This window comes from Phyllobacterium lublinensis, assembly GCF_020164435.1.
GTDB classification, from domain to species: domain Bacteria; phylum Pseudomonadota; class Alphaproteobacteria; order Rhizobiales; family Rhizobiaceae; genus Phyllobacterium; species Phyllobacterium lublinensis.
Genome location: NZ_JAIUDQ010000002.1, coordinates 320,013 through 334,858 on the forward strand (window position 1 = coordinate 320,013; position 14,846 = coordinate 334,858).

9 protein-coding genes are annotated in these 14,846 nt (G+C 55.2%); 6 read left to right on the forward strand and 3 right to left on the reverse strand.

Translation table 11 applies throughout. From position 1 onward, the window contains the following. The first annotated feature begins 226 nt into the window (after nt 1-226). The 5 genes from K9U38_RS04530 (at nt 227) to K9U38_RS04550 (ending at nt 4,085) form a co-directional block, all read left to right on the forward strand. Nucleotides 227-592 (forward strand): hypothetical protein, encoded by a 366-nt coding sequence (locus tag K9U38_RS04530; protein ID WP_224493149.1) that lies wholly within the window; start codon nt 227-229, stop codon nt 590-592. Next, nucleotides 589-2,517: a DUF3631 domain-containing protein gene (locus tag K9U38_RS04535; RefSeq protein ID WP_224493150.1), complete on the forward strand. Its 1,929-nt coding sequence runs from the start codon at nt 589-591 to the stop codon at nt 2,515-2,517. The genes K9U38_RS04530 and K9U38_RS04535 overlap by 4 nt, the downstream gene beginning before the upstream one ends. Nucleotides 2,518-2,733: 216 nt before the next feature. After that, nucleotides 2,734-3,207 (forward strand): hypothetical protein, encoded by a 474-nt coding sequence (locus tag K9U38_RS04540; RefSeq protein ID WP_224493151.1) that lies wholly within the window; start codon nt 2,734-2,736, stop codon nt 3,205-3,207. A 130-nt stretch (nt 3,208-3,337) separates the two neighbouring features. Then, entirely contained in the window at nt 3,338-3,919 is a 582-nt protein-coding gene (locus tag K9U38_RS04545; protein ID WP_224493152.1) for a terminase small subunit, read from the forward strand. Beyond that, complete coding sequence (locus tag K9U38_RS04550) at nt 3,909-4,085, forward strand: hypothetical protein (protein ID WP_224493153.1); 177 nt, start codon at nt 3,909-3,911, stop codon at nt 4,083-4,085. The genes K9U38_RS04545 and K9U38_RS04550 overlap by 11 nt, the downstream gene beginning before the upstream one ends. 26 nt (nt 4,086-4,111) lie before the next feature. Here the strand turns inward: K9U38_RS04550 and K9U38_RS04555 are convergent, their stop codons facing one another. After that, nucleotides 4,112-8,980 (reverse strand): NACHT domain-containing protein, encoded by a 4,869-nt coding sequence (locus K9U38_RS04555; protein ID WP_224493154.1) that lies wholly within the window; start codon nt 8,978-8,980, stop codon nt 4,112-4,114. Nucleotides 8,981-9,414: 434 nt separating this feature from the next. Between K9U38_RS04555 and K9U38_RS04560 the strand changes: the two genes are divergently transcribed. Beyond that, the gene (locus tag K9U38_RS04560) at nt 9,415-9,966 is read left to right on the forward strand and encodes a recombinase family protein (protein ID WP_224493155.1); all 552 of its coding nucleotides are present in this window, start codon (nt 9,415-9,417) and stop codon (nt 9,964-9,966) included. Nucleotides 9,967-10,051: 85 nt separating this feature from the next. Here K9U38_RS04560 and K9U38_RS04565 read toward each other — a convergent pair whose 3' ends face one another. Together K9U38_RS04565 and K9U38_RS04570 are read right to left on the reverse strand one after the other, a co-directional pair. After that, the gene (locus K9U38_RS04565; protein ID WP_224493156.1) at nt 10,052-11,815 is read right to left on the reverse strand and encodes a response regulator receiver domain; all 1,764 of its coding nucleotides are present in this window, start codon (nt 11,813-11,815) and stop codon (nt 10,052-10,054) included. Then, nucleotides 11,808-14,786, reverse strand: coding sequence for an ATP-binding protein (locus K9U38_RS04570; RefSeq protein ID WP_224493157.1), 2,979 nt, complete (start codon nt 14,784-14,786; stop codon nt 11,808-11,810). Before K9U38_RS04570 ends, K9U38_RS04565 begins: the two co-directional genes overlap by 8 nt. Between the last annotated feature and the right edge of the window lie 60 nt (nt 14,787-14,846).

The window sequence follows — 14,846 nt, forward strand, 5'->3', positions numbered from 1 at the left end:
CTGCTCGGGGAGGCGCCCACTCCTTGTGGCGAGATTTCCACGGCACTGCTTGGCGATCCGAGCACTGCTGGCCGTCGGAAAGTCAGGTCGTCTTCGGCTTACAACCTCGTTTTACCTTTGGGCCACCACGAGAGGGGCCGCTGGTGCAATTTGGACCCAGCTACGGGCAGAAATATCTTCAACCTTGTCTCTTATGGGCCACGACATGCTCGCAAGGACCATTAAAATGGCATCACTCGAAAAAATAGTTCTTTTGCTCGGTAGTGATCATCCTTTCGAAGCTCTCGCGGCGCGCGACGCGCTAATAAAGCGCCTCGCGCGCGAGGGTCGCGATCTGCACTGGTTCGCCAAGCAGGCAGACCTGTGCATCGCCAGTTCCCACGCCGATAAAGGAGGGACTGCAGACGCCAATAGTACCGATGAAATTGATCACCAGGCAGCTGCCAAGTGGCTGCTAGATCAGTTCGGATCTTTCTTGAGCCCGAACCAGCGGGACTTCTGTAACACCATTATGCAATGGGTCGGGGAGCCGACAGAGAAACAGGCAGGATGGCTGAGCGCTCTCCTGCGCAAATACGGATATCGCCCATGACGCCGCTGGAACTTGCCCTGTTCTACGTGTCGCAAGGTTTCACGGTCCTGCCCGTCAATCCTGTAAATAAACACGCGCTGACGAGGAACTGGACCAATACGGCGGGAAAGGGGGCGCCCGGATCGTCGAAGGATCTGGATCAGGTGCGGACTTGGTGGGAACAATGGCCGAACGCTTGCGTCGGTCTCCGCGCGGGTAAGGTAAACGGCTTTGTGGTGATTGACGTCGACAAGCATGGCCTCTCCGACGGGTTCAAGACGATCAAGGCTTTCGAAGACATAGATTCGAACTTGACGGCTACAGTGCTTACTGCCGGTAACGGGCATCACATCTATTACGCCTATCCCGGCGAACTTAAGTCGGGCACGCTGGGCGAAGGAGTCGACTTCCTTGCCGAAGGCCGGATGGTAATCGCGCCGGGTTCGAAGCGCTCAGACGGCACGCCATACCAGTTCGTCAACGGGCACGACCTCACAGCCCTGGCGCCGCTGCCGGGATCAATCCTGGCGAAGTTGAAACGGTTCCCCGGACAGAAGAAGCTAGACAGCTGGTCGGAGAAGATCCGCGCCACGCCGGAAGGGCTGCGGCACAATGTGGTGCGGGACGCCTGCTGGGCGCTGGCGCATGAGGTTGCAGCAAAGAGGCTGGAAGAGCCAGAGTTTCGCCAGCGCATCGCCGACATGGCGGGAACCTGCATCCCGCCGCTCGACAGGCTCGACACCGAGAACCTGATTGAAAGTGCCTTGCGCAAAGCCCGCGAGGGAAAGGCTGGCGGCGCGAAAGAAGCCCGCTTCACGCTGCCAGATTTCGAGCCTCATGAGGATCCTGTCAATGCAGCAGAATTGCTGACCGGAATTGGCACCGCGTTGCAGGCCTATCTGTCGATCAATGGCGACCAACTCGTCGCGGTGGCATTGTGGATCGTCCATACCCACTGTCTCGAAGCGACTGATTATACGCCGCGCCTACTCATCCGCTCCCCAACCAAGAGATGCGGCAAGTCCACCCTGTTAAGGATCATTGGCAAGCTGGTGCGCCGCCCGCTTCCCCTGTCCGGAGTGACGGCGGCAATGTTGTTCCGCTCTATCGCCGCCTTCAGCCCGACGCTGCTGCTTGATGAGGCCGACAATGCCGGGCTGTCGCACAACGAGGAGCTTCGCGCTGTCCTCAACGAAGGTGTGTACGCCGAGGCGATCATAGGCCGCACGGTCGGCGATGACCACGAACCAAAGCTTTTCCCTATCTTCGCTCCCGCAGTTTTGGCGGGGATCGGTAACTTGCCGGTTACCCTAATGGATAGGTCCATCACCATCGAAATGCGGCGCAAGCTGAAGTCGGAGACGAAGGAACGGTTCGACCGCCGCCGGATCGATCACCTGACGGCGCTTGGCAGAAAGGCGGCAAGGTTCGCTGCTGACAACGTGCTCACGCTGTCCGTTGCCGATCCGGAAGTCCCGGAAAGCCTGAACGACCGTGAGCTCGATGGCTGGCGGCCACTGCTGGCGATCGCCGACCTGGCAGGTGTGGGGTGGGGCGAGAGGGCGAGGACGGCGGCAGTTAATCTATGTGGGCTGGCCGACGACAACGATGATGAAGAGCCGTCCCTGACCCTGTTGGCCGACTGCTTCAGAATTTTCGAAGACCTCAAAAACAGAGGCAAGGCCGACTATGAGCCGGACCTAACCAGTGGCGTCGAGGCCGAGATTCCAAGTGCTGAGCTGATGCAGCAGTTGCACATGCTTGAGGATCGATCGTGGAATGAATGGGGCCCCATGCGTAAACCGATTACCCAGCACGCAATTGCCCGGCTACTGAGGCCATACGACATCAGGCCGGGCAATGTCGGTACGAGGCAAAACCGTGCCAAGGGATATCTCTGGGCGACCTTCAATGATGCATGGAACCGCTACGGAGGTCGACCATGAGCGTACTCCCCCTTCAATCCGTACATCCGTTCACAGCATTGATTTCATTGGCGCTTTTGGCTTTCGTAAGCGTTCACCGACAGTGTTTTGTGCACGCTTTGAAATGGCGAAACTCCAATGAAATCAACGTTGTGAACGGATGTACGGATTGAAAGGCAATACGAGGCGATTGCGGCACCTGCCAAAACTGGAACCGCGAACACAGAGGATACGAAAATGAAAGTCTCTCAAGATTATGCTGGCTCATTTATGTCGGCAACCTGGCTGGGTGCCTTCCTCAAGGAACACGGCCTTAGAGAAGTTACCGCGACTATCAAAAGTGTGCGTCAACACGAGTTTAAGCAGGGTGAGAAGCCCAAGTACGTGCTGGCCCTGGTTGACAAAACGATGGAGGTGGCAGTCAGCAAAACCAATGCCCACGCCCTCGCCAACGACCTTGGCGACGACGCAGGCAACTGGCCCGGTAATAAGGTTGTGATATCTACCAGTTTTGGTCAAACGCCAAATGGCCAGGGCCACATCATGAACATGCGTGGCATCCTGACAGACCAGCAGTCCGGTGTGCACGTTATGCCGAAAACCCAGACACAGGGCAATGGCTACGCGGCGGCATCTCAACCCGCGGTTGACCAGCCATCGCGACCGAAGAGCAATGCGTCCGCCGAGCTTAACGATGAAATCCCGTTCTAATGCGTTGTTTGTACGCGTGGTTGTTGTCGCAGCCGCGCGTACTAGCCATTGCTCGCAGCCCTGGAACAAAGCTCTCAACGAACCGCGTGACCGTAGAGACAAATTCACGATGAGGTATTATAATACCGCAATGCTTACAGCCAGACAGGAAGCTTTTTGCCGTTCCCTTGCTGAGGGGCACTCACAATATGAGGCCTACCAGAAGGCAGGCTATCGATCGATGGGACGCAACGCGACCGACGCCCACGCCGCTCGGTTGGCAAGAAATGGCAAGGTGGCTGACAAGGTAGCGGAATTGAAGGGACAGGCAGCAATACGGACAGAAAAGACCGTTGCCAAGCTGGTTGCGGAACTTGACGAAGTTATTGTTTTTGCACGGCAATGCAACAATCCATCCGCGATGGTATCCGCCGTTGCGACGCAAGCGCGGTTGCTCGGTCTCGAGGCTCCAAGGCAGCTCGAGATCGCCCACAAGCCAGCGCCGCTGCCGACACGGACAATTGAACTGTCCCAGGAAGAGTGGATAGCACAGTTCTCCACGCCGCTCCGGCTGCCAAGGCCCGGCGCACCTTCAAAGCGCCTCAAGCAGATCCGGGCGAAAGAGCAACCGAAAGTGCTTGCTGTCCAGGAAATCGCCGCCGAACCGCCGGATCCGTCGGGGGCGCAAACTTGGGTACCTAGAGAGATTTGCCTCGATGATGATGAACAGTAAGACAGCGACAAGCGCCTATCCGGTCACTCGGGCTCGGCTTATCGCCGACCTGAAAGAAATCGCCACCGAAGCGAAGAAGCATGGCGATCTGGCTGCTGCCGATGAGGCACTTGAACTCGCATGGCGCATTGCGGAAGCCGAGTTCGAGAACCACACGCTCCAATAGCGAATGGCGGGATTGGCTATGACGGATTACCGGAGGGCTTCTGGAAGACGGTAGAGCAGGCGCCGAGCAGCTGGCCATCCGGCGTCGACAAACGCTTCCAGCACCTCGACCAAGGCGATCCGTCGATCCGGATCGTCGAAGAGTTCGCGGTGGTCCGCGATCGTTCGTCCGATCATTTTCACGAACTGATCTGCGCCCAACGACTCAAATTGATAGCCGTGCACTTTACCCCCTCGTAGCAGCGCGTGGGACGTGAGGTCGAAGACCATAGCTGGATCGCCGGGAGTAAGGAAATCCAGAAGCTGCAGCATGTAGTAGATGGTCTTGGGCGTTGCGATATCCCCGATCCGCAGAAAGGTCTTTTCGTTGTCTGCGAGGTAGCGCTTCCGGTAACTGGTTTCTGCCAACGCGCGCGGCTCCTCGCCTTTCCGGACCTCCGGAGCACCGACCGCAAAAAAGAACTGGTCGGACATTTGGTCCAGTAGCGCCGCGTCGTCGGAAGCTTCGACATTGCGGGCGTCCGTTTGGTCGGCACGATCGAGGGCAATGTATTCTTCAAGGCCGCGGGCCGAGCGATCGATGACTTCGAAAGCCACCTTCTGGCACCGGGTACGCGTTTGCTGATCCAGCGCTTTATCGTTGTCATAACCAATGACCAGGCCTTTCCTTATAGAAAAGGCGCCATGCCGTAGCTCAGCCTTGAACGTGACGCGGTCCGCCAGCCAGTGATCGATTGTCTCGCGTGCTGCCGTTTGACCGTGGCGTGTCCACAGGTGGAAGACTAACGTTCCGATGCCTTCATGAAGAAGGTCCCGCCCCTCGCTCTTCTCGATACTGTCTTTCATCATCACCTTTTTCGTGAGGGCGCCAATGCGCTCGGGTTCGTCGTTGGACGCTCGGATGAAAAAGTTTATTAGCAGGACCAGAACGTGTGGGTTTGTCTCATTATCGACGAACCCCTCCGCCAAGTCCCACAGAATCCCCCTATCGGCGTTCCAGAGATAGCCGATCCGCGTGGCGATCACATCGCGAACTTCAGGTGATCTATCAGCGGCGAACGCACGAATTTCGTCGACGAAGCGCGCCGCAGCTTCTGGTACGCCCCGAACTATATTCATGATCGCCCCCGCGGTGTTTTCCCGCGTACCGTTCAGCATGTTTTCATCTGTGGTCGAGAGGTCAGCCAGCGTCAAATTCATGAACTTGAGCAACTCTTCTACCTCGGCTCGCTGGGAGACGGTCAACCTGCTAACCACTGCCCAATCCACAGTCATCCGCTCAATCGTCCAGGCAACCTTCTCCCAGCCGTGGGCGACAACCAACGGATGCGCTGCGGCGCCCCCACCAATCAACTGGTCGCGCAACGTCCGGACGGCAGCCGACGTCGCGTCCGTATCGGAAGCCTCGTTCGTGACAACGTTCTCGCACGCGGTGATGGCGGCGAGGATTGATGCGTTGGGTTCCACCGCGACATCGACTCCTTTGGCGCTCAGCCAGCCGTGTTCTTCTCGTTCCCTGAAGCCGAGATCGTAGAAGCTGTGACTCTCGTCGTTAGTGACGACCTTGCCGGTGGCAATGGCGTCGTCGACGACGTCCTTCGCGGCCTGTGTCTTGAGCGAATCCCTACCAATGGCGCCGAAAACCCTTCGTCTGAAATATAGCGCGGCATCCGTCGCTTTGTGTGACATTGAGAACGTGGCTGCCAACACCTTCTCTTCGACTTCCTGCCTTTCGTCCGATGAGCGCTGACTGTATTGGGAGGCCAGGAGGTCGATGGCTGTTTTCATGGTATCGACCGAGCGCAGGAGTTCGATCTGAGCAGCCCAAGGCCAGAACTTTGCGGCCAGCGCGCCTCCACGCGCCTTCGCGACCATCAACAGTCTACTCCAGAGCCAGCCATGCTCATTCTCGGCGATCAGCCGATCCGCAATTGCGATGGCTTTGGTTTCAGAAGCCGTCTTCAGCATCTCGACGAAGGCGTCGACGACCTGCACAGCATTGTCAGAGTGCGGGGCTTGATGCTCGGCCGCCCAGATGTAGCTATAGTCTGGGGTGATGTGTCCGACCTGATCGCCGACTGTTATTGTCAATGTTTCGACAGGCTCGGTCGGTTCATGTTCGTTTCGGATGTGGCTGCGGCATATTTTAACGGCCACTTCGGCAGCTGCCAAAGGTTGCTTTTCGGCGAAGGCAGGAAACGCCTCCTTCAGCGCCCATTGCGACATCTTGAAGTCCTGGCGACGATTGCTCGTGAGAGCCAAGATCTTACTGTTGCCGAGATTTGTGGGAGCATCTTCCTCGATCGTGTGGGCAAGGACACGATCATAAATCTGAACAACGAGATCGATATCGTGGGCCGCAATGTCCCCCACATCGTTCGCCAGCCAATGCATGTCGTTCGCTGCGTGCTCTTTCATACGATCGGGTTCAAGAAGCCGCTCGACTAACCGACGCGACGCAACGGGGTCAGTACCGAATGTCTTTGCGACAAATCCGATGGCGGGAGGCATCAACATCTCGCCGCCTCGAGCATAAAAGGCGTAGTCCATCACCGCTCTTGCCGCGACACCTACCTGTCGGCGCAGATCGGGATCGGTGACGCGGTCGATGAGGTTGTGGATCAACGTCCGCAACGGCCACGCGATTTCGGTGACAAACGGCACCGCGGCCTCGGCAATCGAGCACCATGGCGCTGGTAGCACGCCCGCTTCGTCCTCCAATCGAACGGATAGCGCCCCGACTAGATGCCGGAATGCGCTGAACGCCCTTTCGCTCTTGCTTGGTTGTGCCATCAACCGGACGAAGCCGGCTGTATCATCCGCTTCCGAGGGCAGATCGCACCCGACGCGGGCGGCAACACTTCGGGCGATAGGATCGGCCGCTGCATCACCCGCAAGGTCGACAATCGCCTGCCAGAAGCGATCCCGTCCCGGTCCTGAAGTCTCCCACAAATGTTGAAGCGCGAAGGATAGGGCCGGAGAGAGAAGCAAGCTCGCGCCGCTTCGTTTCAGCAGCTCATCAGTCTTCGGGGTATCGCCGACATCGACAACTGTCCGGCTTGCGACATAATCGAATAGAATGTGATGGCGAAACGCTACTTCACGGTCGCTATTCACCGATATGAGCACGCCTCGCTGCAGCAGCTGATCGAGAGCATTTCCAGTGCCAGCGCCGGACGTGATCCTTGTCGCCTCCATCCGGCCTCGATCGATCATGGCATTGACAGTATTGCCTAAACACTGCTCTGCCGGGGGGCCGAGTGGTCTCACACGCTCGTTCCAGTACATTTCGAGCAGTTGAACCTGTGATCCGAGGTTTCGCAATTGCTCGGGCACGACTCCCGCCGTCAGAAGGTCGGCGAGGAGACGCGTGTTGAACGGCACTCTGGCAAGCTCCGCGAGCTTTGGTCCGCCACAGTCGATGGCAACTCGCAGAGCCGGTATTTTCGTCAGGAGCTCCTCAAATTCCGTATCAGACCATTCCGGCACTCTGATGTGTCGCACGGCCTGGAACCGCAAGTCCGTAAACTCGGTGCTGGGAGGCACTCCTCGGAATAGTCGCCCGAACTCCTGTCCCATCATGAGATCGAACGTCCGGATCGATGCGACAATGCGCCATCGCCCTTCGTCGAGCTCAAGCACCTCCTGGATTACGTTTCGAAAGAGCGCTTCGCTTCTCCCGAACCGGCAGGCATCCAAAGCATCCAAGATCAAATAAGCGGGGTCCGAACCGGGCCAGTTTGCGAGTACGTCAGCGAATGGATGGGAAATTCCTAGCGCGGCTGATAAACCCTCGACCGACTCCACTTGCAACCGGTCCACGGCGAGAAGCACCACGTCGCTTCCTTCGGCACCAAGCTGCCGCGCCGTCTCATTGACGACCGCGCTTTTGCCGGCTCCCGGATCGCCAACTACAACAAGCGACCCCTCCTTTGCTGCGGTGATACAGGCTGCCGCGCTTGCGCGAGTGACCCTGATGTCTGTGCCGGACACCTCCATGCGTTCGAAGTCCTGTAACGCCCCTGCAACCCGGGACGTTCGATTATTGAGGACTGCGATGTCCAATCGATAGTTAGGAGGGGCGTTTATCGGAACGCCGCCTCTGGCTAATTCGGTGCGCAATCCTGCTAGGCTAATCCCGTTGCGCGCGGCCATCCGCCGCTCACATTCCTTTTCAAGGACGGCGAGAGCGGCGGGCGCCGACGAGCGATTGGTCAATGCATTGGCGAGGAACGTCTCAGCGATTGTGCGATGAGCCCCGCCGAAATCGAAATCAAGTATGTGGACGAACTTCAGCATCTCGTTCAGATCGACGCCCGCCACTGCGCCGCCGCGTGCTGCGAACGTGTTGCGCAGGAGCTTTCGGAAGCTATCGAGTGCTTTCGCCTGATCTTGCGACAGCGTTGCTAACGATCCGTCTCTTACGATGTCGAGGGCCCGCGCCAAATGATGCTTGATGGTTCCCGATGTGGTGGGTCCAACGGCGATCACCATAACGTCGACGCCTGCGGCAAGCGGTCGGTCCCAGCCCTGCGTACCTGACCCGGCGGAGGCGGCCTCCCATAGGCGTGCGAATTCATCGCACGTCTTTCCGAGTTCGCTGGCGAGTGCTGCCGAGTTGGTCAGGCTGTTTTTTGCCTGGATGAACGCCCAGCCGCCCGTATTCAAGGAAATCAGGATGTCATCAACTGGCGCCTCTGTTTCGAAGCGAAACGCAGTCGGCTTTGCCGTGCCCAATCCTAGGCGAGCATCCAGTGGTGCCTCTGCCAATCCATGCGAAGCGAAGTAGGCCGCAACCGATGCCTGAAAACTCACGCCCGACGCGGTGGCGTTTCCGCCCCCTCCCGCGAGTAGCTCTCGCTTCTTTGGCTCTTTGGCCCCTGCTTTCTTTGCCATTAATTTCCTCGGATCCAATGCTACCGTTTCAGGACTTTCAGTCATGCAGCGTGAGCATTCCATAACTGCCGACCGCTTCGCACTCAAGCTTCTCGGAAACCTTTGGGCGAACGACTAGGTTTGCAATCCCTTTCCCCTCTTAGAACGTTATGAGCGTTCTCCCTTGCTGCTTCTGGAGCTAACACCCAAGGCGTTACCGGCGCCTCAAGCAATTTTCTATCGATGGGCAGAAACGACTTCTTACAGGTACGATGCGCAAAGGCGTAATGTAAAAAGCGTAAGTGTCCGCTCCTTGGCGCAAAGGCGAATTTGGTAGGCCCACGAGAGATCTGCCTGTACACAAAAGTACACATTTTAGCACATAGTCTCTTGCGCGTATTGTTTGCGTACATTAATTGTATGTCTAGTCTTGTCTTAAAGGAAAGTGTACGGAGATGCAGATTGTCGGCTATGCGCGGGTGTCCAGCGTTGGGCAGGATCATGCGGGGCAGGTAGAACGGCTGAAAGCAGCTGGGGCGACCAAGATCTTTCAAGAGAAGCGCTCAGGTGTGGATCGCGAGCGTGCAGAGCTGCAAAGGTGTCTGGAATACGTGCGCGAGGGCGACACGTTACTTGTAACGAAGCTCGACCGCCTGGCGCGCTCGGCTGTCGATTTGCTTAACATCGTTCGGGAATTGCAGGCCAAGGAAACCGCCTTCAAGGCGCTGGACCAAAGCCTCGACATGACCACGCCCGCCGGCAAACTCCAGCTCCAGGTCCTCGCAGCCGTGGCAGAGTTTGAAACTGCCATCCGTCGCGAGCGACAAATGGAAGGCATTGCACGTGCCAAAGCCGCCGGGAGAACTGGCGGGCGGCCGAAGCTGGTCACCGATGAAATCGCAAATGACATTCGGGCGCGGCGAAGAGCGGGCGAGAGCTTTCGTTCGATCGCAAGGAGCGTTGGATTTAGCGTGGCGACGGTTCAGAGCGTTTTGAAGAGAGCATGAGCTGGGGCAGTGGATGACAAACGAAAACGACGCACATCGAAATTTTCGATGTGCGCTAAGTAAACGACGACCTTCCTGGTAGCAGCTAATTCCCAGAGAAGTCCAAACCGACGCGCGTAAAGCTTACATTAAGTTTCTGCACCAAATTGAGCGCATATTCGTATCTCAACTGACCGACGATCTTGGCTCCACCTACAGAAGAAGACAACTTTCCTTGATCCTTCGCTACCCGGTGTACCTGAAATTCGAGGTTCTCGCCAAAGCGTCCTTGATCCAACGCGTACATGGCTCGCCAATATGGATTCGCGTTGGCATCCTTAGTGAAGGAAAACAACTTTGGTTCGTTTCGAATGCTCAGGTAAACATATCTGTTTGATTGTATATCCTTGATGTCTGATAGTCCGTCTCCGCAGTCATGCAGCTTAACGGCCAGGAAGGGAATTATATCATCACCTAAGTCTTCGGTCCGATCTGCCTTGAAACGGGGTACAAGGTCGCATGCAGGCGACAGACATATCCAAGTAGCGCCACCACACTCAAATACATGTCCAGTATGTAAGTGCCATCCACTAATTGGTTTACTGCAAACAAAAATATTATGATCTCGTTCGGCGATTCTTCTTTTTGCCACGTTATTTAAATCAATAGAGAAGTAATCCTTTATGACGTCAATTTTGTCCGAAAACCGCTTGGCATCTATATCCACCAGTCTGTGTGCAAAGTCCTCAACTTCGTTTCGGATGTTAGCGACAAGTTGCTCAGAATGGCGAGTAATACTCTCGCCGATAGCTGTTTTTCGTCCCTCGGCCGCCTCGCCAATTAAGTTCTCATACCAGCGAGCGAGAACGTGCGCGTTACCGAGAACCGCATTTTCTGCGATAACCCCTTTATCATCAATCTCCGCTCTAAATTTAGCCATGAACAACCGTGACGGCCCCGGCTTCCAGTCTACCAACGCTTCCAGCAAGTCCTGCAGAATGTTTACATCGCGAGCCTTGTTGGTGAACGATATAAACGCAGTGCCAGCCCTAATCCAAAGTACTTTACTTGCAGACCATTGGACTAATGCGTTGGTCTCGTGAGCCATCTCTGCCATGATTTTTTGTTCAAACTCGCATAGGCACCAACACAAGACCAATCGAATTGTGCCATTATTCCAGCCGGTTATGGGCTTGCATATAGATGAGAATTCGGCGAACGGAGCTTCTCCCTTTAGGGCCAACCCGACAGCCTTGTTGAAATCTCTCCTGGCAGAGAAATATTGCGTGTGTTGTATCGATGACGTCAATCGCGCGGTAATCCCTTCACGGTCGATCTCGGCCTCATAAATCACCTCTTGCGCCCTTGAGAATTCAGCGTCGCTTGGTCGTTCAGATGAGGGGGCCAGCATTGCTAGCAATATTTTGTCGAAAGCCTCCTGAAGGCTGACGCTGGTATGGACTACCACGAGGTTGAAATGTGAATTCTTTGTAACCGACCGAATGATGTCGGTGGCCTTCGATCCGTCTCCACTTGGCCCGTCTAACTGATAATCGAGAACCAGGAGGTCAGATTGGTGAAGGTGCTTAGCAATTTTCTTTTCACCACCTTCATCGACGTTCTTACCATCATGGACATCAATTAGCGGCGGCAGTGACATTTCACGAAAACTTCTGACGACGCTGAGAACGCCCATTGGGTCACGTTTCCATGACTTCTCAACCCCGTCGTGTCGGTTTGCGGCTTCTGTTCCGCCCCGTTCTGACAGGATCTCTTCGTATGTAGGATAATCGTCATCTACAATCAAAATAGAACGAATTGGCTGTACAAATACTTCATGAACTAATCTGCGATGTTCCGCACTATTCATCGAACTCGGCCCCTTGGAAGGAAATTGCGAAATTGGCCCCCCCCAATGGGGCCTGTTCCGTTTGTCTCATGTACTCAATCGCGTGGCCGCCAGCTGTCAGATTTGCGCGACAAAGATAAAGGCCAACGCCTCGTCCGCCTCTCGCCTTGCGAGTGAAGAAGAGTGTAAAAAGACTTGGTATATCGTCTTCAGATACGCCTGGGCCAGAGTCGGACACCAAGACCTTGCCATTGCTTGTTCCCAGCAGAATTTGTTTGGGGCCGTCTTTTTGAAAGGTAACCCAATAGCGGCTATTATTGACCAGGTTGATGAATACCGGAAAAAGTCGCGCTGGCTGATCAAAAACCCTGAACCGCTTAAAGGATTGCGTGGCTGATAACTCGATATTGCCACGCACAAGCGAAGGGCCGAAGAAGCTTCTGACGTATTCCCAGATGTCTTCGCCAGTTATCCAGTTCTGGCCGCGATGCCCTGAAAGTTTCAGCGGCGAAAGAAACCTGAGTTGATCCGTTAGTCCCGCGAAGCCAAGCTCGATGTCTTGAACAGGCTTCAGCGAACGTACTTCTTCTGGCAACGCTCGGATAGCTGATCCTATCAGCTGGTCATAGTCTTCAAGTTCATGTCCAATAATTTCAACAGTGATGCCGAGTTGCGCAAGCTTGTTTAGGCGGTCGATTTCAGTCCGCAGCTCGCTAACTTCCTCCATTCCAATGGTAGCAATAGACTGAAGGTCGATGCTTTCACTTAGGCTTTCCAAAGCGGCGATGTACGGACCGAAAATCTGCTCATTTTCGTCATCCAACCTTTGTCTGCGTTGCTCCAGAGCATTGAGTGCCCCAGCAAGGGTGACTTCACCGGATTCGACACGGTCGAGAATTGGAAGCGATTCGCTATGATATATCTTGTTACGTTGCTCCACGAGACTTCGCGTACGGTCATACTCTCGACGCTGGAGTTCTTCGATACTCTGCTTCCAGGCACGAATGCGCTTATGCAGACGCGAGGCATGATGGGCGAGCTGTCTCTCCACCATCGCCCTTGGGTTTTCTGTTGATAGCGCTTCCACTGCCTCCTGGATTTTCAACTCAATTCCGGCGATCAGAGATTGGGCCCGGTGCATGTCGTTCTTGAATTCTGCGAAGCTGCTTTCCAATGGCCCCAGGTTGTCTGGAGCTTCGCCCAACCTGAACTCCGCACGCTTTTCTTTGAGTTCAGAGAGCCTTTGCATGGCCTCTTCGATTTGGTGAGTAGTCTGCACTTCCAGTTGATCGTCTAAGCGTCTAAGTTCCAAAATTATCGGCGGCATTTCGGCGCGAAAGAATTTCAAGTTTTTCTGGAAGTCTTTCCGCTTTTTGCGTCGAAGCGCATTTCTCGCCTCTTTTGCTCTTGCTTTCTCGTTCGCCTGCCGAATTTCTGGAAGCATGTCGCGTCGAGCGTCGGAGGCGGACCCAAAATGCATTCGTGCGGTTTGCATCAATATGTTCGAGATGAGAGCCTTCAGCGTTTTTGCAGCGCGATTGTCCAGCAAACCTTCCCGGCCAGCTTTATCTTTGAGGTTGGGATTGGCAGCCCTACTGATTGCAATCCGACCGAACATCTGACGCTGGTTCCAGAACTCACGGCCAGCGCTCTTCGAGCGGCGCATTTCGATTTCGAAGAAGTCGTTATCTTCGCGACCGTACGGCAACACACGCAAACCGTCGCGGAATACCATGAAACCTGCGTACCGATCCGCCAATTGCTGATACTTCTGATATTCAGCAAGGGGGTGGGTAGTATTCAACTGCTGGAACTCCATGGTAGCAATAAAGATGTCCAGGGGCCCCAACAAGGAGTCGATGCCCTCAGGTATCTCTAAGTCATCAGGAGGTGGAATAATGGCTTCTTCCTGCACCCATTGCCCAAACGCCTTTATTTTGCCTTTGAAGGTGCCGTTGATGTTCAAAAATCCGTCAACAACGTGCTCCATGCCCTCAACCATGGTACGATTAAACTCCAGTCCAGTGCCGACGATTGTACGGGGAGTATCATTCGTCCAGGCCATAACGGAATAGGTGAACTGAGGATCGACACCGCTAACTTGTGGTCGCCGAGGGTCGGTAAAGGGGTCTACAAAGCTGGACAGAGTCTCGAAAAAGCGTTGCTTCGCGCTGTAGGCGGCACGATCCAGCGTCTTACTGTCATCCAGCAGAATTCGGAGATCGTAGTTAATCCCGGACACAAGCATTGCCGTCCCGCTTGAAGCTTCACCACTCCAGACAGCCCAACGTTGAAGATGTTTTTCGGTGAACAAAGAGCCGACAGCCGTGGATAATATTCGGACTGACGGGGCTACTTCTTCGTCGGCTTGTTTGCCGGACGAGTGACGCCAGTAGTCGTCAAACTCTTGCCAGGCATTGCTCACCCGTTGGGAGCGAGCATCGTTCCCGTCAGGTTTTACATTACCGATAAGCTTTTGAAAAAGATTCGGCAGTTCGCTAAGAAGATCGCCCTTCGCGCTAAACACGGCCAGTGGAATTTCGATATCGGCGAGATTCAGGTAAGGGTTTTCGAACAATCTCCAGTCGATCAGAGCGGACACGAAGTCGTTGTCCTGTCGCTTTGATACCACTAACAAAAGTGGCCCCAAGTTCGCGCTCGATAAACGGCCAATGCCTTTTTGGCCCTGCTTGGGACGGCGCCGCAAGCCTTTCATGTCGCTTGCTCTGAGATTGTCTGACGAAATTTTCGACTCCGTCCCAACAACGAGCCATCGAGAAACGAATTCCTCTCGGTTCATCCCATGGCCGTTGTCGACCATCACGGCAACGGGTTCGTCTCCGGCAAAAACGCTCAATTCGACGTTCGAAGCGTAAGCGTCATACGAATTTTTCCAAAGTTCCGAAATCGCTGTCGGACAATCGGCAATTTGCTCGCGACCAAGGTGATCAACGGTTCTCGCCTTTGCTTGGAAAGCTAAACCTTCGATCATACAATTTCATCCTTGGCTGGGATTGATGTCCACTGGAGCATAGCTTTTTTTAAATGTTGC

What these genes read in the sequence shown, in the direction of transcription:
- K9U38_RS04540 (WP_224493151.1), top strand. Translation starts at nt 2,734, where the DNA reads ATGAAAGTCTCTCAAGATTATGCTGGCTCATTTATGTCGGCAACCTGG.
- K9U38_RS04535 (WP_224493150.1), top strand. Translation starts at nt 589, where the DNA reads ATGACGCCGCTGGAACTTGCCCTGTTCTACGTGTCGCAAGGTTTCACG.
- K9U38_RS04530 (WP_224493149.1), top strand. Translation starts at nt 227, where the DNA reads ATGGCATCACTCGAAAAAATAGTTCTTTTGCTCGGTAGTGATCATCCT.
- K9U38_RS04565 (WP_224493156.1), bottom strand. Translation starts at nt 11,815, where the DNA reads ATGAATAGTGCGGAACATCGCAGATTAGTTCATGAAGTATTTGTACAG.
- K9U38_RS04545 (WP_224493152.1), top strand. Translation starts at nt 3,338, where the DNA reads ATGCTTACAGCCAGACAGGAAGCTTTTTGCCGTTCCCTTGCTGAGGGG.
- K9U38_RS04560 (WP_224493155.1), top strand. Translation starts at nt 9,415, where the DNA reads ATGCAGATTGTCGGCTATGCGCGGGTGTCCAGCGTTGGGCAGGATCAT.
- K9U38_RS04555 (WP_224493154.1), bottom strand. Translation starts at nt 8,980, where the DNA reads ATGGCAAAGAAAGCAGGGGCCAAAGAGCCAAAGAAGCGAGAGCTACTC.
- K9U38_RS04550 (WP_224493153.1), top strand. Translation starts at nt 3,909, where the DNA reads ATGAACAGTAAGACAGCGACAAGCGCCTATCCGGTCACTCGGGCTCGG.
- K9U38_RS04570 (WP_224493157.1), bottom strand. Translation starts at nt 14,786, where the DNA reads ATGATCGAAGGTTTAGCTTTCCAAGCAAAGGCGAGAACCGTTGATCAC.